General features: G+C 67.5%; 23 protein-coding genes. 8 read left to right on the top strand and 15 right to left on the bottom strand.

Annotated features, from left to right (window positions below; all coding sequences use genetic code 11):
- The first annotated feature begins 114 nt into the window (after positions 1-114).
- From UCD39_RS18290 to UCD39_RS18280, 3 genes are read left to right on the top strand one after another with little or no spacing between them, the layout of a single operon-like run.
- Positions 115-1,908, top strand: coding sequence for a sensor domain-containing diguanylate cyclase (locus tag UCD39_RS18290; protein ID WP_330497300.1), 1,794 nt, complete (start codon positions 115-117; stop codon positions 1,906-1,908).
- Positions 1,908-3,155: a DUF2336 domain-containing protein gene (locus UCD39_RS18285; RefSeq protein ID WP_330497299.1), complete on the top strand. Its 1,248-nt coding sequence runs from the start codon at positions 1,908-1,910 to the stop codon at positions 3,153-3,155. Before UCD39_RS18290 ends, UCD39_RS18285 begins: the two co-directional genes overlap by 1 nt.
- Positions 3,155-4,540, top strand: a complete 1,386-nt coding sequence (locus UCD39_RS18280) for a DUF6880 family protein (protein WP_330497298.1) — start codon at positions 3,155-3,157, stop codon at positions 4,538-4,540. Before UCD39_RS18285 ends, UCD39_RS18280 begins: the two co-directional genes overlap by 1 nt.
- Positions 4,541-4,653: 113 nt before the next feature.
- On the opposite strand, the gene UCD39_RS18275 is transcribed toward UCD39_RS18280, so the two are convergent.
- A complete protein-coding gene (locus UCD39_RS18275) occupies positions 4,654-5,976 on the bottom strand; it encodes a TonB-dependent receptor (RefSeq protein WP_330497297.1) in 1,323 nt (440 codons plus the stop codon).
- Positions 5,973-7,427 carry a TonB-dependent receptor plug domain-containing protein gene (locus UCD39_RS18270; protein WP_330497296.1) on the bottom strand — a complete coding sequence of 485 codons (1,455 nt, stop codon included), beginning with the start codon at positions 7,425-7,427 and terminating at the stop codon, positions 5,973-5,975. The genes UCD39_RS18275 and UCD39_RS18270 overlap by 4 nt, the downstream gene beginning before the upstream one ends.
- A gap of 122 nt (positions 7,428-7,549) precedes the next feature.
- Here UCD39_RS18270 and UCD39_RS18265 point away from each other — a divergent pair, with 122 nt between their 5' ends.
- The gene (locus tag UCD39_RS18265) at positions 7,550-8,452 is read left to right on the top strand and encodes an IclR family transcriptional regulator (RefSeq protein ID WP_330497295.1); all 903 of its coding nucleotides are present in this window, start codon (positions 7,550-7,552) and stop codon (positions 8,450-8,452) included.
- 69 nt (positions 8,453-8,521) lie between these two features.
- Here UCD39_RS18265 and argB read toward each other — a convergent pair whose 3' ends face one another.
- The 6 genes from argB to rpmH form a co-directional block, all read right to left on the bottom strand.
- The gene (gene argB / locus UCD39_RS18260; RefSeq protein ID WP_330497294.1) at positions 8,522-9,448 is read right to left on the bottom strand and encodes an acetylglutamate kinase; all 927 of its coding nucleotides are present in this window, start codon (positions 9,446-9,448) and stop codon (positions 8,522-8,524) included.
- 130 nt (positions 9,449-9,578) lie between these two features.
- Positions 9,579-10,244: a ribosome biogenesis GTP-binding protein YihA/YsxC gene (gene yihA / locus UCD39_RS18255; protein ID WP_145610552.1), complete on the bottom strand. Its 666-nt coding sequence runs from the start codon at positions 10,242-10,244 to the stop codon at positions 9,579-9,581.
- A 227-nt stretch (positions 10,245-10,471) separates the two neighbouring features.
- A complete protein-coding gene (yidC, locus tag UCD39_RS18250; RefSeq protein ID WP_330497293.1) occupies positions 10,472-12,211 on the bottom strand; it encodes a membrane protein insertase YidC in 1,740 nt (579 codons plus the stop codon).
- A gap of 68 nt (positions 12,212-12,279) precedes the next feature.
- Positions 12,280-12,591: a membrane protein insertion efficiency factor YidD gene (gene yidD / locus UCD39_RS18245; protein WP_330497292.1), complete on the bottom strand. Its 312-nt coding sequence runs from the start codon at positions 12,589-12,591 to the stop codon at positions 12,280-12,282.
- Positions 12,588-13,049 (bottom strand): ribonuclease P protein component, encoded by a 462-nt coding sequence (gene rnpA / locus UCD39_RS18240; RefSeq protein WP_330497291.1) that lies wholly within the window; start codon positions 13,047-13,049, stop codon positions 12,588-12,590. The genes yidD and rnpA overlap by 4 nt, the downstream gene beginning before the upstream one ends.
- An 8-nt stretch (positions 13,050-13,057) precedes the next feature.
- Positions 13,058-13,192 (bottom strand): 50S ribosomal protein L34, encoded by a 135-nt coding sequence (gene rpmH, locus UCD39_RS18235; protein ID WP_044558639.1) that lies wholly within the window; start codon positions 13,190-13,192, stop codon positions 13,058-13,060.
- Positions 13,193-13,450: 258 nt separating this feature from the next.
- Between rpmH and UCD39_RS18230 the strand changes: the two genes are divergently transcribed.
- The 3 genes from UCD39_RS18230 to UCD39_RS18220 all read left to right on the top strand — a co-directional run bounded on the left by UCD39_RS18230 (position 13,451) and on the right by UCD39_RS18220 (position 15,292).
- Complete coding sequence (locus UCD39_RS18230; RefSeq protein WP_330498482.1) at positions 13,451-14,044, top strand: TVP38/TMEM64 family protein; 594 nt, start codon at positions 13,451-13,453, stop codon at positions 14,042-14,044.
- A gap of 65 nt (positions 14,045-14,109) precedes the next feature.
- The gene (locus tag UCD39_RS18225; protein WP_330497290.1) at positions 14,110-14,877 is read left to right on the top strand and encodes a methyltransferase domain-containing protein; all 768 of its coding nucleotides are present in this window, start codon (positions 14,110-14,112) and stop codon (positions 14,875-14,877) included.
- A 67-nt stretch (positions 14,878-14,944) separates the two neighbouring features.
- The gene (locus UCD39_RS18220; protein WP_330497289.1) at positions 14,945-15,292 is read left to right on the top strand and encodes a hypothetical protein; all 348 of its coding nucleotides are present in this window, start codon (positions 14,945-14,947) and stop codon (positions 15,290-15,292) included.
- Here UCD39_RS18220 and UCD39_RS18215 read toward each other — a convergent pair.
- The 7 genes from UCD39_RS18215 to UCD39_RS18185 all read right to left on the bottom strand — a co-directional run bounded on the left by UCD39_RS18215 (position 15,289) and on the right by UCD39_RS18185 (position 21,826).
- Positions 15,289-16,422 carry a cation diffusion facilitator family transporter gene (locus tag UCD39_RS18215; protein ID WP_330497288.1) on the bottom strand — a complete coding sequence of 378 codons (1,134 nt, stop codon included), beginning with the start codon at positions 16,420-16,422 and terminating at the stop codon, positions 15,289-15,291. The genes UCD39_RS18220 and UCD39_RS18215 overlap by 4 nt on opposite strands.
- Positions 16,423-16,521: 99 nt before the next feature.
- Complete coding sequence (locus UCD39_RS18210) at positions 16,522-17,505, bottom strand: response regulator (RefSeq protein WP_330497287.1); 984 nt, start codon at positions 17,503-17,505, stop codon at positions 16,522-16,524.
- 183 nt (positions 17,506-17,688) lie between these two features.
- Positions 17,689-19,011 carry a thymidine phosphorylase gene (gene deoA, locus UCD39_RS18205; RefSeq protein WP_330497286.1) on the bottom strand — a complete coding sequence of 441 codons (1,323 nt, stop codon included), beginning with the start codon at positions 19,009-19,011 and terminating at the stop codon, positions 17,689-17,691.
- Between the two features lie 65 nt (positions 19,012-19,076).
- The gene (gene deoC / locus UCD39_RS18200; RefSeq protein WP_330497285.1) at positions 19,077-19,874 is read right to left on the bottom strand and encodes a deoxyribose-phosphate aldolase; all 798 of its coding nucleotides are present in this window, start codon (positions 19,872-19,874) and stop codon (positions 19,077-19,079) included.
- A gap of 20 nt (positions 19,875-19,894) precedes the next feature.
- A complete protein-coding gene (gene cdd / locus UCD39_RS18195; RefSeq protein WP_330497284.1) occupies positions 19,895-20,347 on the bottom strand; it encodes a cytidine deaminase in 453 nt (150 codons plus the stop codon).
- Between the two features lie 237 nt (positions 20,348-20,584).
- A complete protein-coding gene (locus UCD39_RS18190) occupies positions 20,585-21,430 on the bottom strand; it encodes a protein phosphatase CheZ (protein WP_330497283.1) in 846 nt (281 codons plus the stop codon).
- 6 nt (positions 21,431-21,436) lie between these two features.
- Complete coding sequence (locus UCD39_RS18185; protein WP_145732772.1) at positions 21,437-21,826, bottom strand: response regulator; 390 nt, start codon at positions 21,824-21,826, stop codon at positions 21,437-21,439.
- A gap of 445 nt (positions 21,827-22,271) precedes the next feature.
- Between UCD39_RS18185 and UCD39_RS18180 the strand changes: the two genes are divergently transcribed.
- Positions 22,272-22,748, top strand: coding sequence for a Csu type fimbrial protein (locus UCD39_RS18180; protein ID WP_330497030.1), 477 nt, complete (start codon positions 22,272-22,274; stop codon positions 22,746-22,748).
- Positions 22,749-22,988: the final 240 nt, after the last annotated feature.

Raw genomic sequence — 22,988 nt, 5'->3', positions numbered from 1 at the left:
CCTGGGTGCCCGTCCGGGCTGGTTGCCGCCACCGGTTGAGTAGGCTACTCCTTTGGTCTGATAGGCTTGGCTTCCACGAGGGAAGCCGGACGGCTTGGGGCGCGAGGCGCGGGCATGGGTTCCGATATGCATGATGACCGGTCCGCGGGGCGCGAGGTGGACAGCCAGGCGTTGCTCATGGGCTGGGCCGGGCCTGGCCTGGCCATGGACGCCGCCGGCGCCGTCACCGGCGCAAACCCAGCCGGTGCCCAGCTTCTGACCCGGGATGACGGTTGGCTGGACCTGCTGTCCCGCTGGGTGGCCGATGGCGGCGGCTTGCAGCCGGGCACCCATTCCAGCCCCCTGCCGGACCAGGAGGTGGTGGAGTGGACGCCCCTAGCCCTGCCGCCCCAGGCGGACGGGTCGGACGGGAACGGCCAGCCCCGCTACCTGTTGCTGGGGCGCATGGCCACCCTGGAGCGGCGCCTGCGCCAGGCGCTGACCGAATCGCGTCAGCGGTACAAGGACCTGGTGGAGATCTCCAGCGACTTCGCCTGGGAAACCGGGCCGGACGGAAGGTTCGCCTTCGTCTCTCCCGCTGGGGCCATCGGCTATCGCCCGGATGACCTGGTGGGCCGCCATCCCAACGACTTCCTGCTGCCGGAATTCGACGACGGCCTGTCCCCGTTCGAGGCGCGGGACGCCATCGAGCGGGTGGAGGTCTGGCTGCGCGCGGCGGATGGCCGCCCGGCCTGCCTCATCTCCTCCGCCCTGCCGCTGACGGGGCCGGACGGCCGGTGGGCTGGCGCGCGGGGCGCGTGCCGTGACATCACCGATGCCCGGCTGCGGGCCATGGAACTGGCCCAGGTGCGGCTGCGCGAGCAGTATCTGGGCTATATCGTCTCCTCCACCCGCGATGACGTCGATCCCGCCCGCACGCTGGAGATCGCTGCCGGCGTGGCGGTGAACGCCACCGGCGCCGCCGGTTCCGCGCTGCGCGCCCGCACGGTGGGCACCACCGATTACACGCCCGTCGGCACCCCGGTGGGCGCGGAGGAGCGCATCCCGCCGGAGTTGGAGACGGTCCTGGCCGGCCTACCCCAGCGCGCCGCCGGCAGCGAGGGGCCGGTGACGGTTACGGCGGCGGGTTATGACGTGCTGGCCGCCCGCACCCTGTTCCGGCATGAGGTCAATGGCGCCGTCCTGGTCTGGCGCCCCACCGCTGACACCAATACGGCGGCGGGCACCGGCGGTGAGGACGCCAAAGCCAGCGGCTGGTCGGCGGACGACCTGTCCATGGTCCGCACCATCGCCGACCATGTCGGGGCCGCCATCGCCCAGGCCCGCTACCAGGAACGGCTGAAGACCCTGTCGGAGCGGGACGGGCTCACCGGCCTCTATAACCGCCGCACCGTCATGGAACTGCTGGGGCAGCGCCTGGGCGCCAAGACCGGCGGCTCCTCCGCCCTGCTGTATTTCGACCTCGACAATTTCAAGGCGGTGAACGACCTGCGCGGCCACACCGCCGGTGACGACGTGCTGCGCGCCGTGGGCGACCTGCTGCGCCGCATGGCGCGGCCGGGCGACCTGGCGGGCCGCCTGGGCGGTGACGAATTCGTGCTGTGGGTGGACCGGGTGGACGGGGACCAGGCCCTGTCCGTGGCCGACCGTCTGCTGCGCGAGGCGGCGGAATTCCTGCGCCCGCTGTCGGCCGGGCCGGAAAAGCCGCTGGGCGTGTCGGTGGGCGTGGCCGTCCACCGGGGCGGCGGGGGTGAACTGGCGCAAAGCCTGGTGGATCGCGGCGACCAGGGCATGTACGCCGCCAAGCGCCTGGGCAAGGGCCACCGCACCCTGGCGCCGGCCTATAGTGACGACACCGGGAAAGAGGCTCTCGGGGAACCCGGTGAACCCAGGGAAAAGGATCTGTGATGGGCGGACTGGACTACGATACCGCCAAGAAGCTGGCCACCGGCGACACCGCCGATCGGCGTTTCGTCGCCTCCCGCGCCGAAACCCAGCCGGAAATCCTGTACCTGCTGGCGACGGACAAGAGCGCCGACGTGCGGCGCGAGATCGCGCTGAACAACGCCACGCCCCGCCAGGCGGACATGCTGCTGTCCACCGACGTGGATGAGAGCGTGCGCAGCGGCCTGGCCTCTAAGATCGCGGCCCTGGTGCCCTCGCTGTCCGCCGACCGGGTAGGGCAGATCGAGCGCATGACCCTGCAGATCCTGGAAACGCTGGCCCGCGATCGCGCGGCGGCGGTGCGGGGTGTCATGGTCGCAGCGCTGAAGGACCTGCCCAACGCCCCGCCCACGGTCATCCAGCAACTGGCCCGCGACCTGGACGCCAGCATTTCCGGCCCCGTCCTGCGCCATTCTCCCATCCTGACCGACGACGACCTGTTGGAGATCATCGCCGGCGCGCCGGAGGATGACCGGCTGTGCGCCATCGCCGAACGCGCCGACGTCAGCGTCGCCGTGTCCGACGCCATCGTGCAGACGGAGCGTGAGGCGGCGGTGGCCAGCCTGCTGGGCAACGCCAGCGCCCAGATCCGGGAAGAGACTCTGGACCGCATCCTGGATCTCGCGCCCAAGCATGAACCCTGGCACGCCCCCCTGGTGCGCCGGCCCCATCTGCCGGCGGCGGCGGCGGCCCGCATCGCCGGCTTCGTCACCGACAGCCTGGTGAAGGTGCTGGAAAGCCGCAGCGACCTGCCGCCGGAAACCCGCCAAGCCATCACCCAGGCCGTGCGCCAGCGCCTGCCCGCCGCCAAGGCCGGCACCGGGATTGGCAACGGTCTGGTGGATGAGGAAGAGACGCCCAAGGAGCGGCCGGTCGACCGCGCCCGCCGCCTGCACAAGGAAAAGAAGCTGACGGAGGATACGGTGACCATGGCCCTGGGCCAGGGCGACCGGGGCTTCGTCATCGCCGCCCTGGCGCTCTTGTCCGGCCTGCCCCTGCCCATCGTGGACAAGATCATCGCCGGCCAGAGCCCGCGCGGGGTCACCGCGTTGTGCTGGAAGGCCAAGCTGACCATGCGCGCCGCCCGCCAGGTGCAGATGCGCCTGGCCCAAATCCCCCCGTCCAACGTGCTGAACGCGCGTGAGGGCACCAAATACCCCATGACCGACGATGAGATGAAGTGGCAGCTGGAATTTTTCGGGGTTGAGTGATGGCGCGTAAACCCGCCTTGTCCGTAGAGGCCCTGATCGCCCTGGGGCCGGAGAAACTGGCGCAGATCATCCTGGATGAGGCGGCCGACAGCGCCCCGTTCCGCAAGCGGGTGAATGCGGCCCTGGCAGCCCTTAAGGGACCGGACGCGGTGGCCAAGCTGATCGATCGCCGCTTGAGCGCGCTGGAGCGGGCGCAGTCTTTGATTCCCTGGGAAAAGGAAAAGGCCTTCGTCGCCGACCTTCAGGCGACCGTGGACACCATCGTCAAGGAATTGGGGCCGGCGGATGCCTTTGCCGCGGTCAACCGCCTGTTGCGATTCCTGGGGACGCAGCAGGATGTGCTGGAGCGTACCGCTGATTCCGGTGGACGCATGGGTAACCTCTATTGGGAGGCGACGGAGTTGGCCCATGGGTTGCTGGAGCGGCTGAAGCCGGTGGAACGGGCGCAGATCGCCGAGTGGCTGACCCCTGCGTTGGAAACGGACGATTATTCCTTGTTCCTGCGCGTCGCCCTGGCGCTGGCGCCCCTGCTGTCCGACCCCCAGCGCCAGGATTGGGACAGGGCGCTGGCCAAGGCGGGCAGCGACCGGTCGGCGCCCATAGAGGTGCGCCAGGCCCTGGCCGAAGCCCGGGGCGACATGGACGCGGTGATGGCGCTGGAGACGCGGTTGCCGTCCTGGCGTCAGAATCCCATGCGCCTGGCTGAGCGCTTGCTGGCGGCGGGCCGGTATGAGGACGCGCTGCGCTGGGTCCGCACCGAGGACAAGCCCAACCGGCTGATCGTGGCGACCACCGCTGAACTGATGGCCGGCACCCTGCCGCGCCGAGGGGGCCACCCCGACAAGATTCGGCTGGAAGCCAGGATCCTGGACGCCATGAAGGATCGCGCCGCCGCCCAGGCGCTGCGCTGGCGGGGGTTCGAGGCCACGTTGGACGCCAGCCTGCTGCGCGATTACATCGAAAAACTGGATGACTTCCAGGAATTCGATGAGTTGGATCGGGCGTTCGCCGTCGTCGCCGCCAGCAAGGACCCGCACACGGGGCTGGACTTTTTCATCCGCTGGCCCCGCCTTGACCTGGCGGCCAGCCTGGTCTTTGCCAGGCGCGGCGAGTGGAGGGGCGCCTACTACGACGTGCTGTCCGAGGCGTCGGCGGCACTGGAGGACGTGTTCCCCCTGGCGGCGACTGTTCTCTACCGCGTGCTGCTGGACGACATCCTGGGGCGCGGTGTCTCGGCCGCTTACGGCCATGGTGCCCGCTATCTGGCCCGTCTCGGCGCCCTCGCGCCGCGCATCGAGACCTATGAGGACCTGGACAACCACACCACGTATGTCTTGCGCCTGCGCAAGGACCATGGCCGCAAGGCGTCGTTCTGGAGCCAGTGACGACCGCCTGATCCATTCCGTCCCAAACGAAAACGCCGGGTGGATCGCTCCACCCGGCGTATGTCTTCCATGGGTCGTACGGGCGTTTCATATGCCTGACGGTGGGTGACCCGTCAGTAGGTGACGCGGGCCGTGACGCTGAAACGCCTGTCCGAGATGGTCGCGGTTCGCGGCCGCGTCTCGATGCCGAAATACGACATTTTGAGCGCATTATTGATGTTGCGCGCATCCACGCCCAGCGAGAAATTCTGGGTCACCTGATAGGTCAGCGAGCCGTCGAGCTGACCGTAGGGCTGGTCGAAGATCGGCAGGTTGCCGGTGCCGACGCCCGCCGTCGTCTCGACGAACTTGCTGCGCCAATTGTACGCAAGCCGAACCGACAGCGGGCCCTTCTCGTAAATCCCGATCAGGTTGTAGCTATACTTTGACAGCAGTTCGAGCGGCACGTTGGTGACGGGGCCCGACGTGGCCGGGCTGGGCGCCTGGGAGTCGACATAGGTGAAGTTCGCCTGAAGTCCCAAGCCGTCCAGTGGCGCGGGCAGGAAATCGAAGAACTGCTGGAACGAGAACTCGGCCCCCTTCACCTCGGCATCCGCCGCGTTGGTATAGGACGTGACCTGGTAGGTGTACGTCTTCCCATCCGGGAAGGTGATGTCGCGCGGCGTGATCGCGGTCTGGATGTATCCGTTGATCTTCTTGTAGAAGCCCGCGACCGAGACATATTCATGGTCCGAGAAATACCATTCCAGCGAGGCGTCGAGGTTGCGGGAAGTCATCGGCTTGAGCAACGGGTTGCCGCCGGTGGCCGTATGGATCTCGGCATGTTGCGAGGGCCCCGGCTCGGTCAGCGTCAGGCTGGGATTCAGCTGGGAGAAGGTCGGGGCCGCCAGGTTGGTCGATGCCGCCAGGCGGAGCTGCAGGGCATCCGTCAGGTGATAGCGCAGGTTCAGGCTGGGCAGGAACTTGGTGTAGGAGTCCTGGAACGCGATGGCGGCGTATTGGGGGGCGCCGGTCGCCGTCGACCCATCCGGCTGTGCGATCTGCGGCACCTGCTGATAATAGCCCGAGACGCCCAGGTTGGTCTGGACGATCCGCACGCCGATATTGCCGTCCAGCGGGATCGACAGTGGGCTGGCGTCGAAATAGGCCGCCCCATATTCCGCATAGGTCTGCTGGCTCTGCGCGTTCGAGCCGCTGGGCAGGAAGGGCGGCGCGCCGTTAATCCCGAAGGCGGCCAGCGTGTTGGTGTAATTGCCGATGGTCTCCAGCGGGAAGGTGACCACGCTGCGGAACACATCCGCGTCACCGCGGAAAATATCGGTCAGGTCGTAATTCTCAAGTGCGCCCCGGCCGTTGATGCTCGAATACCGATAGCCGGTATCGCGGGTCGAGTTCGTCCTGTCCGTGTAGCGGACCCCGGCCCGCAGTGACTTCAAAATGCCGGTGTCGAAGCTGTACTTGACGTCAAGTCGGCCGCTTTTTCCTCCCCCACGGAATTGGAGAAGTCGTCGAGGAACCCGTTGTTGGAATAAAGCGCGGCATTGGTCGTCTGGCTGGCTGGGATGGTGGAGAACGAGGCCACGTCACCCGATACGTTTTGGTGAAAGACGGTGTTCGGGCCATTGGTGAGAACGATGAAATTGCTCTGGCTGGTGTCCGACCGGATGTATTGGCCATCCGCCGTGATCTCCAGGTTCGACGTCGGTGTCCAATGCGCCTTGAGGGAATAGTCGGTCGTGGTCGAATCGCGCGTGGTCAGGCTGGCGTAGGACCCCAGCGGAACGTCTTCCCAGGTGCCGCTGATGAAATCGCCGTTGCTGGCGAATTTGAAGTCGGCGCCCGGCAGCGGCGTGATCGGCCCATCCCCGGTGGTGGCGAAGAAGGCGTTACCGCGGATGTTGAATTTGTAGTTGTTGCGCAGCACCTCGCCCGTGATATCCACCGTGTCCGTGGGTTTCCACTGCAGGGCGACGTCCGTGCCGAAGCGCTGCCGGTTGCCGTAATTTTTGTTCAGACCGCCGCCGTGCGGAATGGTCGTGAGCTGGCCCGACCGGCCCATGGCCGCCGCCGCCGCCGCGTCCGACGGGTTGACGAAGCTGCCGTCGGCATTGCGGCTTTGATTCAGCGTGTAAAACGGCTCTGTCGTGATCTGGTCATCGCGGAAATAGTCCTTCTGGTAGGCGATGTCGGCCAGCACGCCGATTTCGCCGATGCCCGTATTCCAGCGATCGCTCATCAGCACCGACCCGGATGGCCCTGTCTTGTCGGCTAGGTCATAATAGTTGCCGGTGATCCCGCCGGCGAATTTGAAGCCGTCGAAGTCGAAGGGCTTGCGCGTGCGGAAGTTGATGACGCCGCTGAGTTGCCCTTCGATCTGTTCGGCCGACGGATTCTTGTAGACGTCGATGCCCGCCAGCAATTCAGCCGGGACGTCTTCCAGATTCAGAAGGTCGACACCGCCGGCGGTGAAAATATCGCGGCCATTCAGTTCGGTTCGCACCTGGGTCAAGCCCCGGATGGCCACCGAGCTGCCTTCACCGTAATTGCGCTGGATTTGAATGCCGGCGACCCGCTGCAACGCTTCGGCGACATTGCGGTCGGGAAGCTTGCCGATGTCTTCGGCGACGATGGAATCGACGATTTCCGGCGCGTCGCGCTTGATGGCTTCCGCCGATTTCAAACTCGCGCGGACGCCCGTGACGACGATCTCCTCCAGGCCATCCTGCTCGGCCGGGGTGGTGGCGCCCGTGGTGGTGGCCGGGCCTTGGGTTGGCGGCGGCGCATCGGTCGTTTGCGCGATGGCCGGGGCTGACCAGATCAGGGCCAGCGGCAGCGGCAAGCCTAGCAACAGCGTAATCAGTCCTGATGAACGGCGTCGGCGCGACATGCGCAACCTCCCAGATCGTTTTTTGCTTCGGTGTTTTCACCAGTACGATCCAATTATCATATATGCAATTAGAACTTTGAGGAGATCGCACCTGTGCATTAATCGGAGGGCTGCCCGGGGCGATGCACCGGCTTGACGAACACCCCCGCAAGGCGGATCGATCATGGAACGGGGATGCCAACCAGCCCGCGTTGGCAATCAAGGGAGACGACATGAACCGAGCCGGCCCTAAAGGCACCTATGCCGCGCCTGCCATAGAAAAGGCGTTTGAAATCCTTGAGATGTTGGCGACTCGGCGCGACGGGGCACTGGTCAGCGAAATGGCGGCTCAACTCAACCGGTCCGTCGGTGAGCTATTCCGCGTGGTCATCGTGATGGAGCAGTTGGGCTATCTGCAGAAGTCGGCGAAATCGGATCGCTACACGGTGGCGTACAAGCTGCTCGACCTCGCCTACCGGGCCACCCCGGCGCAGAATCTCATGCATGCGGCGCTGCCCGAAATGCGCCAGTTGGCGATCGAGACGGGGCAGTCGTGCCACTTTGTCGTTCCCAATGGCGGCGAAGGGCTGGTTATCGCGCGCGAGGAAAACCCTGGTGCGCGGGGTTTTTCGCTGCGGCTCGGCGCGGCCATCGACATGGTGAGAAGTTGCTCCGGTCAGGTGATCCTGGCCTTTTCCAAATCGGATCGCGCCGATCGTATCATCGCCGATGCCGAGGTGGTTCAAGGCGGGCCCGCTGACCGCGCCTGGCTGGCCGAGCGTTTGGATGCCATCCGACGGGATGGCTTCGATCACCGCAAAAGCCCGATCACCCACGGGGTGACCGATATCAGTTATCCCGTCTTCGGCTTCGATGGGGACGTCGTCGGCGCCCTGACCATCCCGTTTCTGGCCTTGATCGATGGATCGCAAAAGGTCGATTTTGAAACAGCCCAGCGGCTGCTGCAGGTCGCCGCCGCGAACATTTCGGCGACGCTGGGCTATATCCATCCGGCTCCAGGCCTGGAAGGTGGGCTCCGGAATTAACGATGATAAGAAAAAACGCCGGGTGGATCGCTCCGCCCGGCGTTTCGCGTTTTGGACCGAAGTCGGCGCTTACTTGTGGCCGATCAGGGTGCCGGCGCCGCCCTCGGTGAAGATTTCCATGAGGATGGCGTGGGGCACGCGGCCGTCCAGGATGACGGAGGCGTCGACACCCTTTTCCACCGCCTGGATGCAGGTCTCGATCTTGGGGATCATGCCGCCGCTGGCGGTGCCGTCGGCGATCAGGGCCTTGGCCTGCTCCACCGACAGCTCGGGGATCAGGGTCTTGTCCTTGGTCAGCACGCCGGCCACGTCGGTCAGCAGCAGCAGGCGCTTGGCGTTCACGGCGGCGGCCACGGCGCCGGCGGCGGTGTCGGCGTTGATGTTGAACGTCTCGCCATGCGGGCCGAAGCCGATGGGGGCGATCACGGGGATCAGGCCGGCGTCCTGGATACGGCGGATCATGCCCGGGTTGACGTTGAAGGGGTCACCCACGAAGCCCAGGTCCAGCACCCGCTCGATGTTGCTGTCGGGGTCGCGCTTGGTGCGCATGACCTTGCGGGCCTCGATCAGGTTGCCGTCCTTGCCGGACATGCCGATGGCTTGGCCGCCCTGGTCATTGATCAGCTGCACCAGCTGCTTGTTGATGGAGCCGGACAGCACCATCTCGACGATCTCCACCGTTTCCTTGTCGGTGACGCGCAGGCCGTCGATGAACTCGGACTTGATCTTCAGCCGGTCCAGCATCTGGCCGATCTGCGGCCCGCCGCCGTGCACGACGATGGGGTTGATGCCCACCTGCTTCAGCAACACGATGTCGCGGGCGAACATCTCGCCCAGGCGCTCGTCGCCCATGGCGTGGCCGCCATACTTCACGACGAAGGTCTGGCCGGCATAGCGGCGCATGTAGGGCAGCGCTTCCGACAGGGTGGTGGCCTTGCCCAACCAATCCTCACGCGAGGCGGCCAGGGAGGAGGAAGCGGCGGTGGCAGCGGTCATCGGCTCGGGATCCGTGTCACGGGATGGAAGGGCGGTTCGTATCTATACCCGACCCGGCCCCGGGGCAATCCCCCTGTCGGCCGGTGCGGCGATGGTCCCGAGCATAGCGGGGCGGACGCCCCGACGCCTGTTACGGATTCGCTAAAGCCGCCAGGCTGGCCCGCAGTTCCGGCACGCCCTGGCCCGTCTCGCTGCTGGTGAACAGCACCTCGGGATGGGCGGCGGGATGCTTCTTGATCGCGGCCTGGGTGGCGGCGTGCACGTGGTTCAGGGCCTGGCGGGTCAGCTTGTCGGTCTTGGTCAGCACCACCTGGTAGACCACGGCGGCGTTGTCCAGCATGCCCATGACCTCCATGTCGATGGGCTTGAAGCCATGGCGGCTGTCGATCAGCAGGCAGCAGCGGCGCAGGGTCACCCGGCCCTTGAGGTAGGCGCGCACGAACTCGTTCCACGCCTCCACCTTGTCCTTGCTCTCCTTGGCGTAGCCGTAGCCCGGCATGTCCACCAGTGACAGCCGGTCACCCAGGTCGAAGAAGTTCAGTTGCTGCGTCCGGCCTGGGGTGTGGGAGGTGCGGGCCAAGGTCTTGCGGCCGGTCAGGGCGTTCACCAGGCTGGACTTGCCCACGTTGGACCGGCCGGCGAAGGCCACCTCCGGCAGGCCCTGCGGCGGCAGGTTGTCCTTGGCCGAGGCGCCCCACTTGAACTCGCACTCCTTGGCGAACAGCAGGCGCCCCTGCTCCAGCGCCTCGGGCGAGATGGGGGTCAGGGCGGGCAGGGGGGGCAGCTGGATGGCCATGGGCCGGACTCTCTCACTTGCTTGAAATGGCGCGGGGGCATGGAACCTTGTCCCATGCCCCCGGCGGTATGAAAACACCTCTTGCACCAACGACGTGCGGCCACGCCGCATGCCGTTGTAGGACGCGACCGCGTCCGCCGGAGCGAGCACCCCCAGTTAGTGTAACGGGGGGCGGAGCGAGGAAGCCAAGCCGGCGGATACCGGCGCCCGGCGCTTGAGGGCACTCTTTAAGTTGGCTTCACACCCATGCGGCGCATCAGCACGTACTGCTGCGTCACGCTGAACAGGTTGGACCACACATAGTAGATCACCAGGCCGGCGGGCAGGGAGCCCATCATCCAGGTGAAAACCAGGGGCATGGTCATCATCACCTTCTGCTGCGTCGGGTCCATGCCCGGGGTGGGCGTCATCTTCTGCAGCAGGAACATGGTGCAGCCCAGCAGGATGGGCCAGACGCCCAGGTGCAGGAAGGCCGGCGGGGTGAAGGGCAGCAGCCCGAACAGGTTGAACAGGCTGGTCGGATCGGGCGCCGACAGGTCATGGATCCAACCGAAGAAGGGCGCGTGCCGCATTTCGATGGTGACCGACAGCACCTTGTACAGCGACCAGAAGATCGGCATCTGGACCAGGACGGGCAGGCAGCCCGTCATGGGGTTGGCGCCTTCCTTCTTGTACAGCGCCATCATCTCGATGGACGCCTTCTGCTTGTCGTCGCCGGCGCGCTTGCGGATGGCCTCCACCTGCGGCTGCAGCTTCTTCATCTTGGCGGCGCTGCGGAACTGCTTCTGCGCCAGCGGGAACATCAGCGTGCGCAGGCAGATGGTGAACAGCATGATGCCCAGGCCGAAGTTGCCCAGCAGGCGGCCGAAGAAATCCAGCGCCAGCGAGAACGGCATGGTCAGGAACCACAGGTGGCCGAAGTCGATGGCCCGGTTGAACAGCGGGATGTGCTGGTCATCCTGGTAGCTGTCCAGCAGCTTCATCTCCTTGGCCCCGGCGAACAGGCGCTCGGTATCCTCGGTGCTCTGCCCGGCCTCCAGCGTCACCGACGGCTCGGCATAGTCGGTCTGGTAGAGGTCACCCTTCTCCTGGTGGGTGACGTGGGCCGTCAGGCTCTTGGCCTGGTCCGGCACCAGGCTGACCAGCCAGTACTTGTCGGTGATGCCCAGCCAGCCGCCCTTGGTCTCGAAGGACTTGGAGGTCTCGCCGCTGACGTCCTTGTAGCTGATCTCCTTCAGCGTGCCGTCCATCAGGCCGATGGGGCCCTCATGCAGCATGTAGGAACCGACCAGCGTCGGGTGGCTGGCCCGCGCGATGCGGGCGTAAGGGTAGAGGGTGACGGCGGCGGCGCCGTTGTTCGTCACCTTCTGGGTGATGGTGAACATGAAGTTGGCGTCGACCGCCACCTTGCGCTCGAACGTCAGGCCCTGGCCGTTGTCCCAGCGCAGGGTGACCGGGTGGTCCGGCGTCAGTTCCGTCCCGTCGGCCTGCCACTCGGTGGTGGGGCCGGGGACGGTGGCGCCGTTGGCGGTCCAGCCGTATTCCGCGAAATAGGCGCCGGGGGCGCCGCTGGGCGACAGCAGGGTGACGGCCGGGCTGCTCTTGTCCACCGTCTCGCGATAGTCCTGCAGGCTCAAATCGTCGAAGCGGCCGCCGCGCAGGTTCAGGCTGCCGGCCAGGCGCGGGGTGCGGATGGTGACGCGCTGGCCCTCGCTCAGCACGGTGGCGCGGTCACGCAGGGCGTCGGCCACACCGCCGGAGGCCACGGCGCCCGGGGCCCCGGTGGGGGCCGCACCCGGCGCCGCCCCTGGGGTGGTATTGGGCGCCGCCAGGGCCTGCGCCGCTTCCTGCTTGGCCCGCGCCTCCTGCAGGGCCCGCTGGCGCGGCGCCTCGTAGAAATAGTGGAAACCCACCAAGATGGCGGCCGACAGGCCCAAGGCAATGAACAGGTTCTTCTGATCGCTCATGTAATCACTTCCCACACGACCCCGGCCGGCGATGGCGGCAATCTTTGGAAACAGACGGCGGCAGGACCCTAACGGGCCGCGCGGCCCCCGTCCATATGGCAGCAATGGATGTCAGGCGAATGACGCCGCGATGGGGCCGATTCGGATGGGCCGGACGTCATCGGCGGCACCGGATCGAAGCCCCCGCCACCCCAGGGGTGGCAGCGGGCGATGCGGCGGGCGGCCAGCCACGCCCCCTTGATTCCCCCATGCACGGCCAAGGCCTCCAGCGCATAGGCCGAACAGCTGGGCTCGAACCGGCAGCGCGGCCCCAGCAGCGGGGCCAGCAGCAGCCGGTAGGCATGGATGGGAAGGCGAAGAAGGCGGGCCAGCGGGCTCATGACGCGGCGCCGGGGGCGGTGTCCGAAGACGGTCCGGCGGGCGCCGGCGGGGCCGCGGGCATGGCAATAGCCTGGGCGCCCTCGGTCCAGGCGCCCAGCTTTTTCAAGGCCAGGGTCAGGTCAGCCAACAAATCGGCATAGCGCCGCGTCACGGTCTCACCGCGCGCGATCACCACGAAATCATTGTTGGGCTTGCCATGCAGGGCCAGCACCTCGCGCACGGCTGCGCGAAGGCGTCGCCGGGCGCGATTGCGCTTGACGGCGTTGCCGACCTTTTTACTGGCGGTAAAGCCCACGCGCACCAAAACGTCGCCGGCGGCAGGCCGCTGGCGATCGTCGTGGGCACGGGCTTGCAGAATCAGGCCGGGGGTTGCCCATTTACGGCGCGCCCCGGCAACGGCCAGAAACTCCGACCGTTTCAGGAGGCGCCCCACCACGGCTGCGCGCCGGGGCGCCATCTTCGGCCTTAGGCCGACAGACGCTTGCGGCCCTGGGCGCGACGGCGGGCCAGAACCTTGCGACCGCCGGGGGTGGCCATGCGGGCGCGGAAGCCATGGCGGCGGGCACGCACGAGCTTGCTCGGCTGGAACGTACGCTTCACGACGGATACTCCGGATAAAAAACTGGAAAATGGAAGGGCGTTGTATAGTGGCGGCCCGGCGCAGAGTCAATGCGCCTGTTCTTCGTCGAAAGGATGGCCGCATTGCCTGTAGAGAAGGCGTCTCGCCATTATGAAAGCATGGACGCGGCTCGTCCATCACGGACACCTGTCTCTCTGATACGGCGTTTGCTGCCCCTTGGCCTTTTGCTGGCGGGGCTTCTTGTGGTGTTGGCGGCCGGTGGACACCATTGGTTGACGGTGGACGCCCTGGCCAGCCGCCTGCGCGACCTCTCCGATCTGGTTGACCAGCATCCCGCCTGGGCGGCGGCGGCCGTGTTCAGCGTGGCCTTGGGCGTGGCCGCCTTCTCCCTGCCGGCGGCGACGGTGGTCAGCCTGGGGGCCGGATACGCGTTCGGCGCGCCGCTGGGCGCCCTGCTGTCGGTGGCGGGCAGCACCTTGGGCGGAACCTTGGTTTTCCTGGCGTTGCGGCGCGCCGGCGCCGGTGGGCTGGCAGCAAGGCTGCCGGGCTGGCTGAAGCCGATGGCGGGGCAACCCTGGGCGGTCATCCTGGTCCTGCGCCTGCTGCCCGTCATGCCCTTCTCCGCCATCAACGTGCTGGCGGCGGCGATTCGCATGCCCCTGCCCGTCTTCGCGGCCGGCACGGCGCTGGGCGCCTATCCACCCCAGTTCCTGTACGCCCTGCTTGGGTCCCGCCTGCCGGCCCTGCTGGCGGCGGGCGAACGACCGGGCCCGGGGCTGCTGCTGCGGCCGGAAGTGGGCGGCCCCCTGGTGGCACTGGCATTGCTGGCCCTGGCGCCGGTGCTCATCCGCGCCCTCCGTCATCGGTCCTGAGCCTCGCGCACCGCCCGATTCGCTCCTATGTATAAGTAAGGACTCATGGAGGAGAGGGACCGCCCATGGCTTGGGATCCAGCGCAGTATGGTTTGTTCGAGGCGGCCCGTGCCCGGCCCGGGCATGACCTGATCGCCGCACTGCCGCCGTGCAAGCCCGCCACCGTGGTCGATCTGGGCTGTGGGCCCGGCAAGCTGACCATGGCCCTGGCCAGCCGGTGGTCCGGGGCGGAGGTGGCGGGCATCGACAGTTCCCCCGCCATGCTGGGCCGCGCCGCCCTGCTGGACGCACGCGTCGCCTGGGAACTGGGGGATATCCGCCATTGGCGCCCCAAGGCGCCGGTCGATCTGCTGTTCTCCAACGCCGCCCTGCAATGGGTGGAGGGGCATGAGGCGCTGTTCCCCCGGCTGTTCGACGCGGTGGCGCCGGGGGGCGTGATGGCGGTGCAGATGCCGCGCAACTTCGCCTCCCCCTCCCACACGCTGCTGCGGCGGGTGGCGGCGGAGGGGCCGTGGGCGGCGGTATTGGAGGGCCGGCTGAGAGAGGCGCCAGTGCACGATCCCGCCCAGTATTATGACTGGCTGTCCCCGGCCGCCGCCCACGTGAATGTGTGGGAGACGGAATATCTGCACGTGCTGGACGGCCCCGACCCGGTGCTGGAATGGACCCGGGCCACGGCCATGCTGCCGGTCCTGGAAACGCTGACGGGGGCTGAACTGGCCGATTTCACGGAGCGGTACCGCGCGGCGCTGGCCTCCGCCTATCCCCGCCGTCCCGATGGCCGCACCCTGTTCCCCTTCCGCCGGCTGTTCATCGTGGCCACGCGGGCGTGAAATTGACGGCATGCGGGGAAGGACGGACAATGGGCGCGTCGTTTCCCTTTTTCGCGCATGAGGCCCCATGACCGTCCTTGAGGTCGCCGTCTACGCCCTGGTGATGACCGGCGGGAAGAAGCCGTTCTTCTGCGAACAGAAGGACCAGGCGGTGGAATGCACCAATGGCCTGTCGGCGACGGAGGAGAAGGGCGTCATCCACTACGACAACGGCGTGGTGGTGTCGCGGCTGCCGGACGGCAACCTTTCCTTCTCCAACGGCATCACCGCCCATTGGGGGGCCGGCAGCTGGGTGCAGTTCAGCAATGGCGTCAGCATGCGGCGCGTGGCCGGCGGCAACTTCAAGTCCTCCACCGGCATGCTGTGCGAAGCGGGGGGCACGATCAAGGCGTCGTGCCACAAAGAAGAAGATTAAACCACGCTGTCCGGTGCCAGCGCGCAGGGCTCGCCCAGGCCGGTTTCCACCTGTACCGTCGCATGGCTGATGCGGAAGCGCGCCTTCAGGTCGCGGCAGATTTCCGCCAGCAGGCGGTCGCCGTCCGCGTTGTCCGGGCGCACCAGGTGGGCGGTCAGGGCCGTGTCGGTGGTGCTGAGCGCCCAGACGTGCAGGTCGTGCACCTCCGTCACCCCCGGCAGGGCCGCCAGATAGGCGCGCACCGCGGCGATGTCCACACCGGCCGGCACGGCGTTCAGCGCCAAGTTCAGCGATTCGCGCAGCAGCGACCAGGTACCCAGCACGATGACCACGCTGATCACCAGGCTGATGACCGGGTCCAGCCAGCTCCACCCCGTCCATAGGATCAGGGCGCCGGCGATGACCACACCCAGGGTGACCAGGGCGTCAGACGCCAGGTGCAGGAAGGCGCTGCGCAGGTTCAGGTCATGCTGGGAGCCGCGCATGAACAGCAGCGCGGTGCCGCCATTGACCAGGATGCCGCCGGCCGCGACCCACATCATGATGGTGGGTGACGCGGGCTGGGGCTCGGTGAAGCGGCGCAAGGCTTCCCACGCGATACCGCCGGTGACCAGCAGCAGGGCCACGGCGTTGGCCAGGGCCGCCAGGATGGAACTGCCGCCCAGGCCATAGGTATAGCGGCTGGAGGGCTGGCGCCGCGCCAGGATCACCGCCACCCAGCTGGCGGCCAGGCCCAGCACGTCCGACAGGTTGTGCCCCGCGTCCGCCAGCAGCGCCAGCGAGTTGCTGACGAATCCATAGAACGCTTCCGCCCCGACGTAGGCCAGGTTCAGGGCAATGCCGATGGCGAAGGCCGTGCCGGCGTCAGCCGGTGCGGCATGGTGATGCCCGCCCAGGCCATGGCTGTGTCCATGGTGGTCGTGGCCGTGACGATCGTGATCATGGTCGTCATGATCATGGCCGTGATGATCGTGCCCGTGATGATCATGCCCGTTGTCATGCCCGGCACAGCCGTGGGCGTCATGGTCGTGCCCATGATCATGCCCCGCGCCATGGCTGTGGTCATGGCCGTGGGCCGGCGCGGTTGAGGCCGGCGAAGTGCTGGAAAAGTCGTGATCGTGCGGGGCCATGGGCTGCGGGCGTACCGTGGTGGGCTGGGGTGCCAACCATACCGTGGGCGGCGCCGGGGAGCCATGGGCTCGGTGGCCGGTGGGCTTATGCCGCAGGCATCAACCGGCACCGGTGGCCGGCGCCGCGTCAGCCGCGTTCTTGGCCAGGGTCAGCTGGTCCAACCGGGTGCGATAGCCGGCGACGGCCGCCAGCACCTCGTTCATGCGCTTTTCCGCGTCATCCACGCGGCTGGTCAGGCCCATCAGGGAATGGGCGTCCTGGCGCAGCTGCTCCAGCTCATGGGGGGGCAGGGTGTGGCGGGTCTTCAGGATGCCCAGCAGGGTTTCCATGCGGCGGATGTGGTTCGTGGCCTCCACCCGCAAGTCGCCCGGCGGCAGGCGCCGCTCCAGATCCTCCAGTACGGCGGTCACGCGCAGGGCGTGGTCCATGGCGCGCTTCTCCGGCGGTTGGGTCGACAAGCCGGGCAGGGCGAACTCCACCAGGAAGGCGACCTGGAAGCCGTGGCGCACCACCTTCTCGGCGTCGATGACGCGGGCCGCCTGGGCGGTCAGCTCATGGATGTTCACGCGGTCGAACTCGCCCGTGCATTTCAGGCGGGGGGGATTGGGCACGTCGATCAGCTGTATCACCTGGCCCTCGCGGGGGGCCCGCCGCCGGTCGGGGCCGATATAGTCGCTGGTGACGACGAACTTCTTGCGATTCTCCACCAGGTTGACCAGCCGCTCCTGCACCTGCTTGGGCGAGTAGGGCTTCACCAGGATGTCGTCGGCGCCGGAACTGGCGAAGCGGATCAGCATCTGCTGCGTCGGGTTCCAGGTCATGACGATGGCGCCGACGAAGGGGTTCAGCGTCGTCAGGCCGTGGCGGATGGCGTGTATCCAGCGCAGCGCCGCGCCATCCGCCTGGTCGGCGTCCAGGATGACCAGGTCGATGGTGGCGGGGCTGCCGGCGGCCTCCGCCAGGGTGGCGTGATCCGTCACCTTGTCCATGCCCATGCGCGCCAGCATGGCGCGCAGGATGCGCCGTGTGTTCAGGTCGGCGTCAACCAGCAGGGTCTGGATCTTGCTGAGGTCAAGGGACATGAGGCGGACGGCAGGCGCGGGGGACAGTGACGGGCCGCTGGGCGCCGGTCATTCCGACAGCCCAACGACGACACGGAATCATGGCCGCTCGCCCCCAATAATGCAATGAATGCGAGAAGGCCGGCCTGTGAGAAAGGGGGCGCCCCCCGAAAGGATAGCCCCTGCCAGCCCCCCGAACCTGGGTCAGCCGGTGATGCGATCCGCCACCGTCGGGCCGCGCCGGGCGGGGCCCCCGCCCACGGTGTAGGCCGCCGCCAAGGCCGCCACGGCGGCCTCCGCGTCGGCCTCGGTCGCGGCATGGACCTGGGCCAGCGGCCGGCCGCCGGGGCCGACCCGGTCGCCCAGGCCCGCGATGGCGGTGAAGCCCACGCGGTGGTCCACGCCATCCTGTGGCCGGGTGCGGCCGCCGCCCAGCGCCACCACGGCGATGCCCACGGCGCGGGTGTCGATGGCGGTGACGGTGCCGGCCTCGGCGGCATGGATGTCGCGCACCACCGGGGCCGCCGCCAGGTAGGCCTCCGACCGTTCCAGGAAGTCGGCGGGGCCGCCCAGGGCCGCCACCATGCGGCTGAAGCGGTCGGCGGCGCTGCCGTCGGCCAGTGCCCGGTCCACCTTGGCGCGGGCCTCCGTCAGGTCGGTGGCCAGGCCGCCCAGCAGGATCAACTCCGCCGTCAGGTCGCGCGTCACCTCCCACAGCCGGGATTCAGGCGCGTCGCCCTTCAGGATGGCCACGCACTCCGCCACCTCGACCGCGTTGCCGGCGGTGGTGCCCAGCACCTCGTTCATGTCGGTCAGCAGCGACACGGTGGGCAGTCCGGCGCCCCGCGCCACGGTGGCAATGCTGCGGGCCAGCGCTTCCGCCTTGTCATACTGCGCCATGAAGGCGCCGCTGCCGAACTTCACGTCCATGACCAGCCCGTCCAGGCCGGCGGCCAGCTTCTTGGACAGGATGGAGGCGGTGATGAGGTCGATGCTCTCCACCGTCGCGGTCACGTCGCGGATGGAATAGAGGCGGCGGTCGGCCGGGGCCAGGTCGGCTGTGGCGCCGATGACGGCGCAGCCCACCTCCCGCACCACCTGGCGCAACGTCCCCAGGTCCGGCTGCACGACATAGCCGGGAATGCTTTCCATCTTGTCGAAGGTGCCGCCGGTGTGGCCCAGGCCCCGGCCGGACAGCATGGGGACGAAGCCGCCGCAGGCCGCCACCAGAGGCGCCAGCAGCAGGCTGACCTTGTCGCCGACGCCGCCGGTGGAATGCTTGTCCAGGATGGGGCCCGGCAGATCTTGCGAGCGCCATTCCATCACCGTGCCGGACTGGGTCATGGCGCGGGTCAGGGCCACACGCTCCTCCATCTCCAGCCCCTGGAAATAGACCGCCATGGCGAAGGCCGCGGCCTGGCCCTCGGTGACGCGGCCGTCGGTCAGGCCGCGCACGAAATCGGTGATGTCGGCGGCGCTGAGGCGCCCGCCGTCGCGCTTCTGGCGGATGATTTCTTGGGGAAGCATGGGATGGTCCGTTCACGAAGGGGACAGCGGCCAGGGGGGCCGTGAAAGGGGCGATTGGAAGGGCGTCAGTACCCGCTGGTCGCGGCCGGGTGACCTGCATCCTGGCCCAGGGCCGCCAGCAGGGCGTCCAGCAGGCCCGAGGCGCCGAAGCGGAAGGTGGCAGGGCTGGCCCAGTCGGGGCCGCAGATCTTGTCGGCCAAGGCCAGATAATCCCGCGCGCCGTCCAGGTCGCGAATGCCGCCCGACGCCTTGAAGCCCACGCGGCGGGGGCTGTCGGGCTTCAGGCTGTCGCGGCAGGCTTCCAGCATGATGCGGGCGGCGCCCAGGGTGGCCCCGATCTGCACCTTGCCGGTGGAGGTCTTCAGGAAATCGGCGCCGTTGCGCACCGCGATCTCCACCGCCTTTTCAATGAAGACGGGCTTGGCCAGGCTGCCGGTTTCCAGAATCACCTTCATCACGGCGTCGCCCGCCGCCTCCCGCGTGGCGGCCAGCACCTCATCCGGCTGGGGGCTGTTCGGGTAGTGCATGATGCTGTGATAGGGGATGACCACGTCGATCTCGTCCGCGCCATCGGCCAGTGCGGCGGCCGTCTGTTCCGCCACCTTTTCCGGCGACAGGCTGCCGCCGGGGAAATTCACCACCGTGGCGATGCGCACGCCGGTGCCGGCCAGGCGTTCCCGGGCCTGGGGAATGAAGCTGGGCCAGAGGCAGACGGCGGCGACCCGGCCGGCCGGGGTGACGGCGCGCGCGCACAGCGCGTCGGTCGTGGCCTCGTCCTCCTCCTCGTTCAGGCTGGTGAGGTCCAGCAGGGGCAGGGCGCGGCGGGCCAGGTCTTGACCTTCTAGCGACTGGGGATCGGTCATGGCGTCAACAGCTCAACCCGTTAGAAACTGAGGTTATCCGGCCCGAAGGAAAAGGGCAGCAGCTGGTCCATGGTGAAGGTGGCGCGCATCCCCTCCGGCCCCGCGACATGGATCAGGGTGTCGGGGGCGGAAAATTCGCGCAAGCGCTGGCGACAGCCGCCGCACGGCGTGCACAGTCCCGACGCGTCAGCGTTCGGGTCGGCCGGCGCGCCGATGACGACGATTTCCGCGATCCGCTTGGCGCCGCCGGCCACCATGGCGCCGATGGCGCTGGCCTCCGCGCACTGGCCCTGGGGATAGGCCGCGTTCTCCACATTGGCGCCGACGAAGACGGTGCCGTCCGCCGTGCGCAGGGCCGCGCCCACCAGGAAACGGGAATAGGGCGCATGGGCATGCAGGCGTGCGGCGGCGGCGGCCGTGAACAGCGCGGGCGATGCCGGTGTGGGCACAGGGGCGGGCGGAGGTGCGGACATGAGGGGCCTAGGCTCCGAGGGGCGGGTGTTTGGTCCAACGCGGGTGAAGCGGCAAGGGCCGCGCCGCCACACCCAGGACACCGCCACAACCTGACCAAATGGTCAAGTCTTGGGAGTGCCTACCCCATAGGAAATCACAAGGCCCACAAATACGAAAGCGGTCCTTGGGGGACCGCTTTCGGTGGGATCGGTACGGCTGTTCGACTAAGGCGCCGGCCTTCAGCCAGACATCGCGCCTTAGTCGAACAGGGCGTCGATATCCGACTGACTGCTCGGACCGGTTGGCGCGGCGGGCTTGGGCGCCGCCGCCGGTGTGCCGGCGGCGTTGAACAGGGCGTCGATGTTGTCCTGGCTGACGTCGTTCAGGGCCGGGCCGTTCAGCAGATGCGCATCGGGCCGGGTGTCGCCGGGCTTGGTTGGCATCATCGGATCGCCGTTGCCTTCCACCCCCCAGATGCCGATCATCGCCGCCACCCGGTGCTCGATATAGCGCAGGGTGTTCACCACCTTGGTGGTGCGCTGGCCGGTGATGTCCTGGAAGCTGCAAGCCAGCAGGATGGACATGACGTGGTTTTCGATATCGGTGGCGATCTCGATGACGTCGATGTGGCCGGTGCGGGCCAGCCGCTCGGTGGTGGCCTGGATGGCCTCCGCGGCGGACAGGATGTCGCTGGTCGCCCGCTCCGTGGCGGTGACGATGGCGTCCAGTTCCGAGGTGGCGGCCAGGATGCGGCTGTTGGCCGAATCCTTGGGCACCATCTGGGCGATTTCCTGCTTCGTCTGCTCGATATGCGAGGACAGCTGCCGCAGTTCCTGCCGCATCATGTGCATGTGCGGATGCTGGCCGGCGATGGCGATGCTGCCGTCGCCCAGCTGATGGCTCATGGACTGCAGCTTGCCGACCTCGGCCCGCAAGGCGCCCAGCAGATCCCCACCGGCTGCCGCCCCCACGTTCCGCATATGGGCGTCGCGCTTTTCCAGAAAGGCGCGGGTCCGCGGGTCGTTCAGCAGCTCGGCCTCAATGGCGGTGTAATCGGCGGCCGTCAGGGCCGCCGTTTCAACCACACCCGTCTTCTGGCCCATGCGGGGTTACTCCAGCGTGCCGAGGACGCTCTCGATCTTCTTTTTCAGCGTTTCGGCGTTGAACGGCTTCACGATGTAGTTGTTGACGCCGGCTTCCTTGGCGGCAACCACGTTTTCCGTCTTGGACTCGGCAGTGACCATGATGAAGGGCGTGCCCTTCAGGCGGACGTCCGCGCGCACTTCCTTCAGCAGCTGCAGGCCGGTCATGGGCTCCATGTTCCAGTCGGAAATGACCAGCCCGACGTTGGAGCCGCGCAGCTTGCCCAGGGCCTCCGCGCCATCGGCGGCCTCTTCGATCTGGGTGAAGCCGATCTGGGTCAGCAGATTGCGCACGATGCGGCGCATGGTGGCGTAGTCATCGACAACGAGGACGGGGGTGGCAGAGGCCTTGGCCATAGGAACATGTCTCCGGAGGGTACTTGGCGATACGGTGGGCGGGGCCACCGGGGTGTCTATTGATGTGAATCCCGGCAGACCCTAACACGAGTCTGGGTTGTCGCCCATCACCCACCCGTATGGGGAGTGTCGAAGAAGAAGCCCCGCCCTGGCGGTGGGGCAAATGGGGAGGCTTTTGGGTGTATTTGCATATTGCAATGCATTATCAAAAGAACCTATCCCAAGGGCGTGATGCAAGGTGCAGCGACCCGTCGGGTCGCCGGCGTGCGGCGTCTAAGGGTTGGACGGCGTTCCAACCCGGTTCAACCAAACAGTAAAATGAATTCGTTGAATTTTGGTGAACGCCGGTCCGGGAAGGCGCGGCACTTGGCACGGTGGATGCTTACTAACCTGGCATGAACAAACTTGGCGCCGAAGCCGCGCCGAACCGATAGGAACCTCTGCCATGATCCGCCGCATCGCCACCGCCGCCGCCACCGCCGCCCTGGTCTCCAGCGCCCTGTTCGCCGCCCCCGCCTTCGCCGCCGCCGGCACGTCGGGCACCATCCAGCTGAACAGCACGGTCGCCCAGACCTGCACCGTGGCGGTGACCGATGCCGGCGCCACCCTGAACATCCTGTCCGGCTCCAGCAACGTGGCGGTCGGCAGCGTGGTCGAGAACTGCAACGACGGCGCCGGCTATACCATCACCGTCGCCTCGGCCAACAACGGCACCCTGAAGTCCAGCGCCACCGGCGCCCAGGCCATCAGCTACACCACGAGCTATGACGGCACTAGCGGCTCGGGCTCCAGCTTCGCCGTCACCCGCTCCGGCGCCCAGTTCAACAAGACCGCCGCCGTGTCCGTGACCGTCCCGGCCAACGCCCAGGCCATCGCCGGCAGCTACGCCGACACCCTGACCATCACCATCGCCGGCAAGTAAGCCGACCCCTTCTTCGCCGTGGCAAATGGGCGCCCCAGACCGGGGCGCCCTTTCGCGCGTCCGGGCCGGCCCTGGCGAACGGCAAATCCTAATGCATTGATTCGCTTGCGGTCCTTGCCTTCCGCCCACTGCGGAACGCAAGGGTTCCGCCACCGTGTCCGGCGGGCCCGGCCCGTATAAATAAGATATATTAACGTTATCAACACATTAACAAATTGGCCCGGCGCGGCCCCGGTTCTG

Origin of the sequence: Nitrospirillum karajorum, assembly GCF_036348415.1 — a bacterium.
In the GTDB taxonomy this organism is placed as follows: Bacteria; Pseudomonadota; Alphaproteobacteria; order Azospirillales; family Azospirillaceae; genus Nitrospirillum; species Nitrospirillum amazonense_B.
The sequence above is the reverse complement of the archived record's forward strand: the minus strand, read 5'-3'. Positions and strand labels throughout refer to the sequence as shown.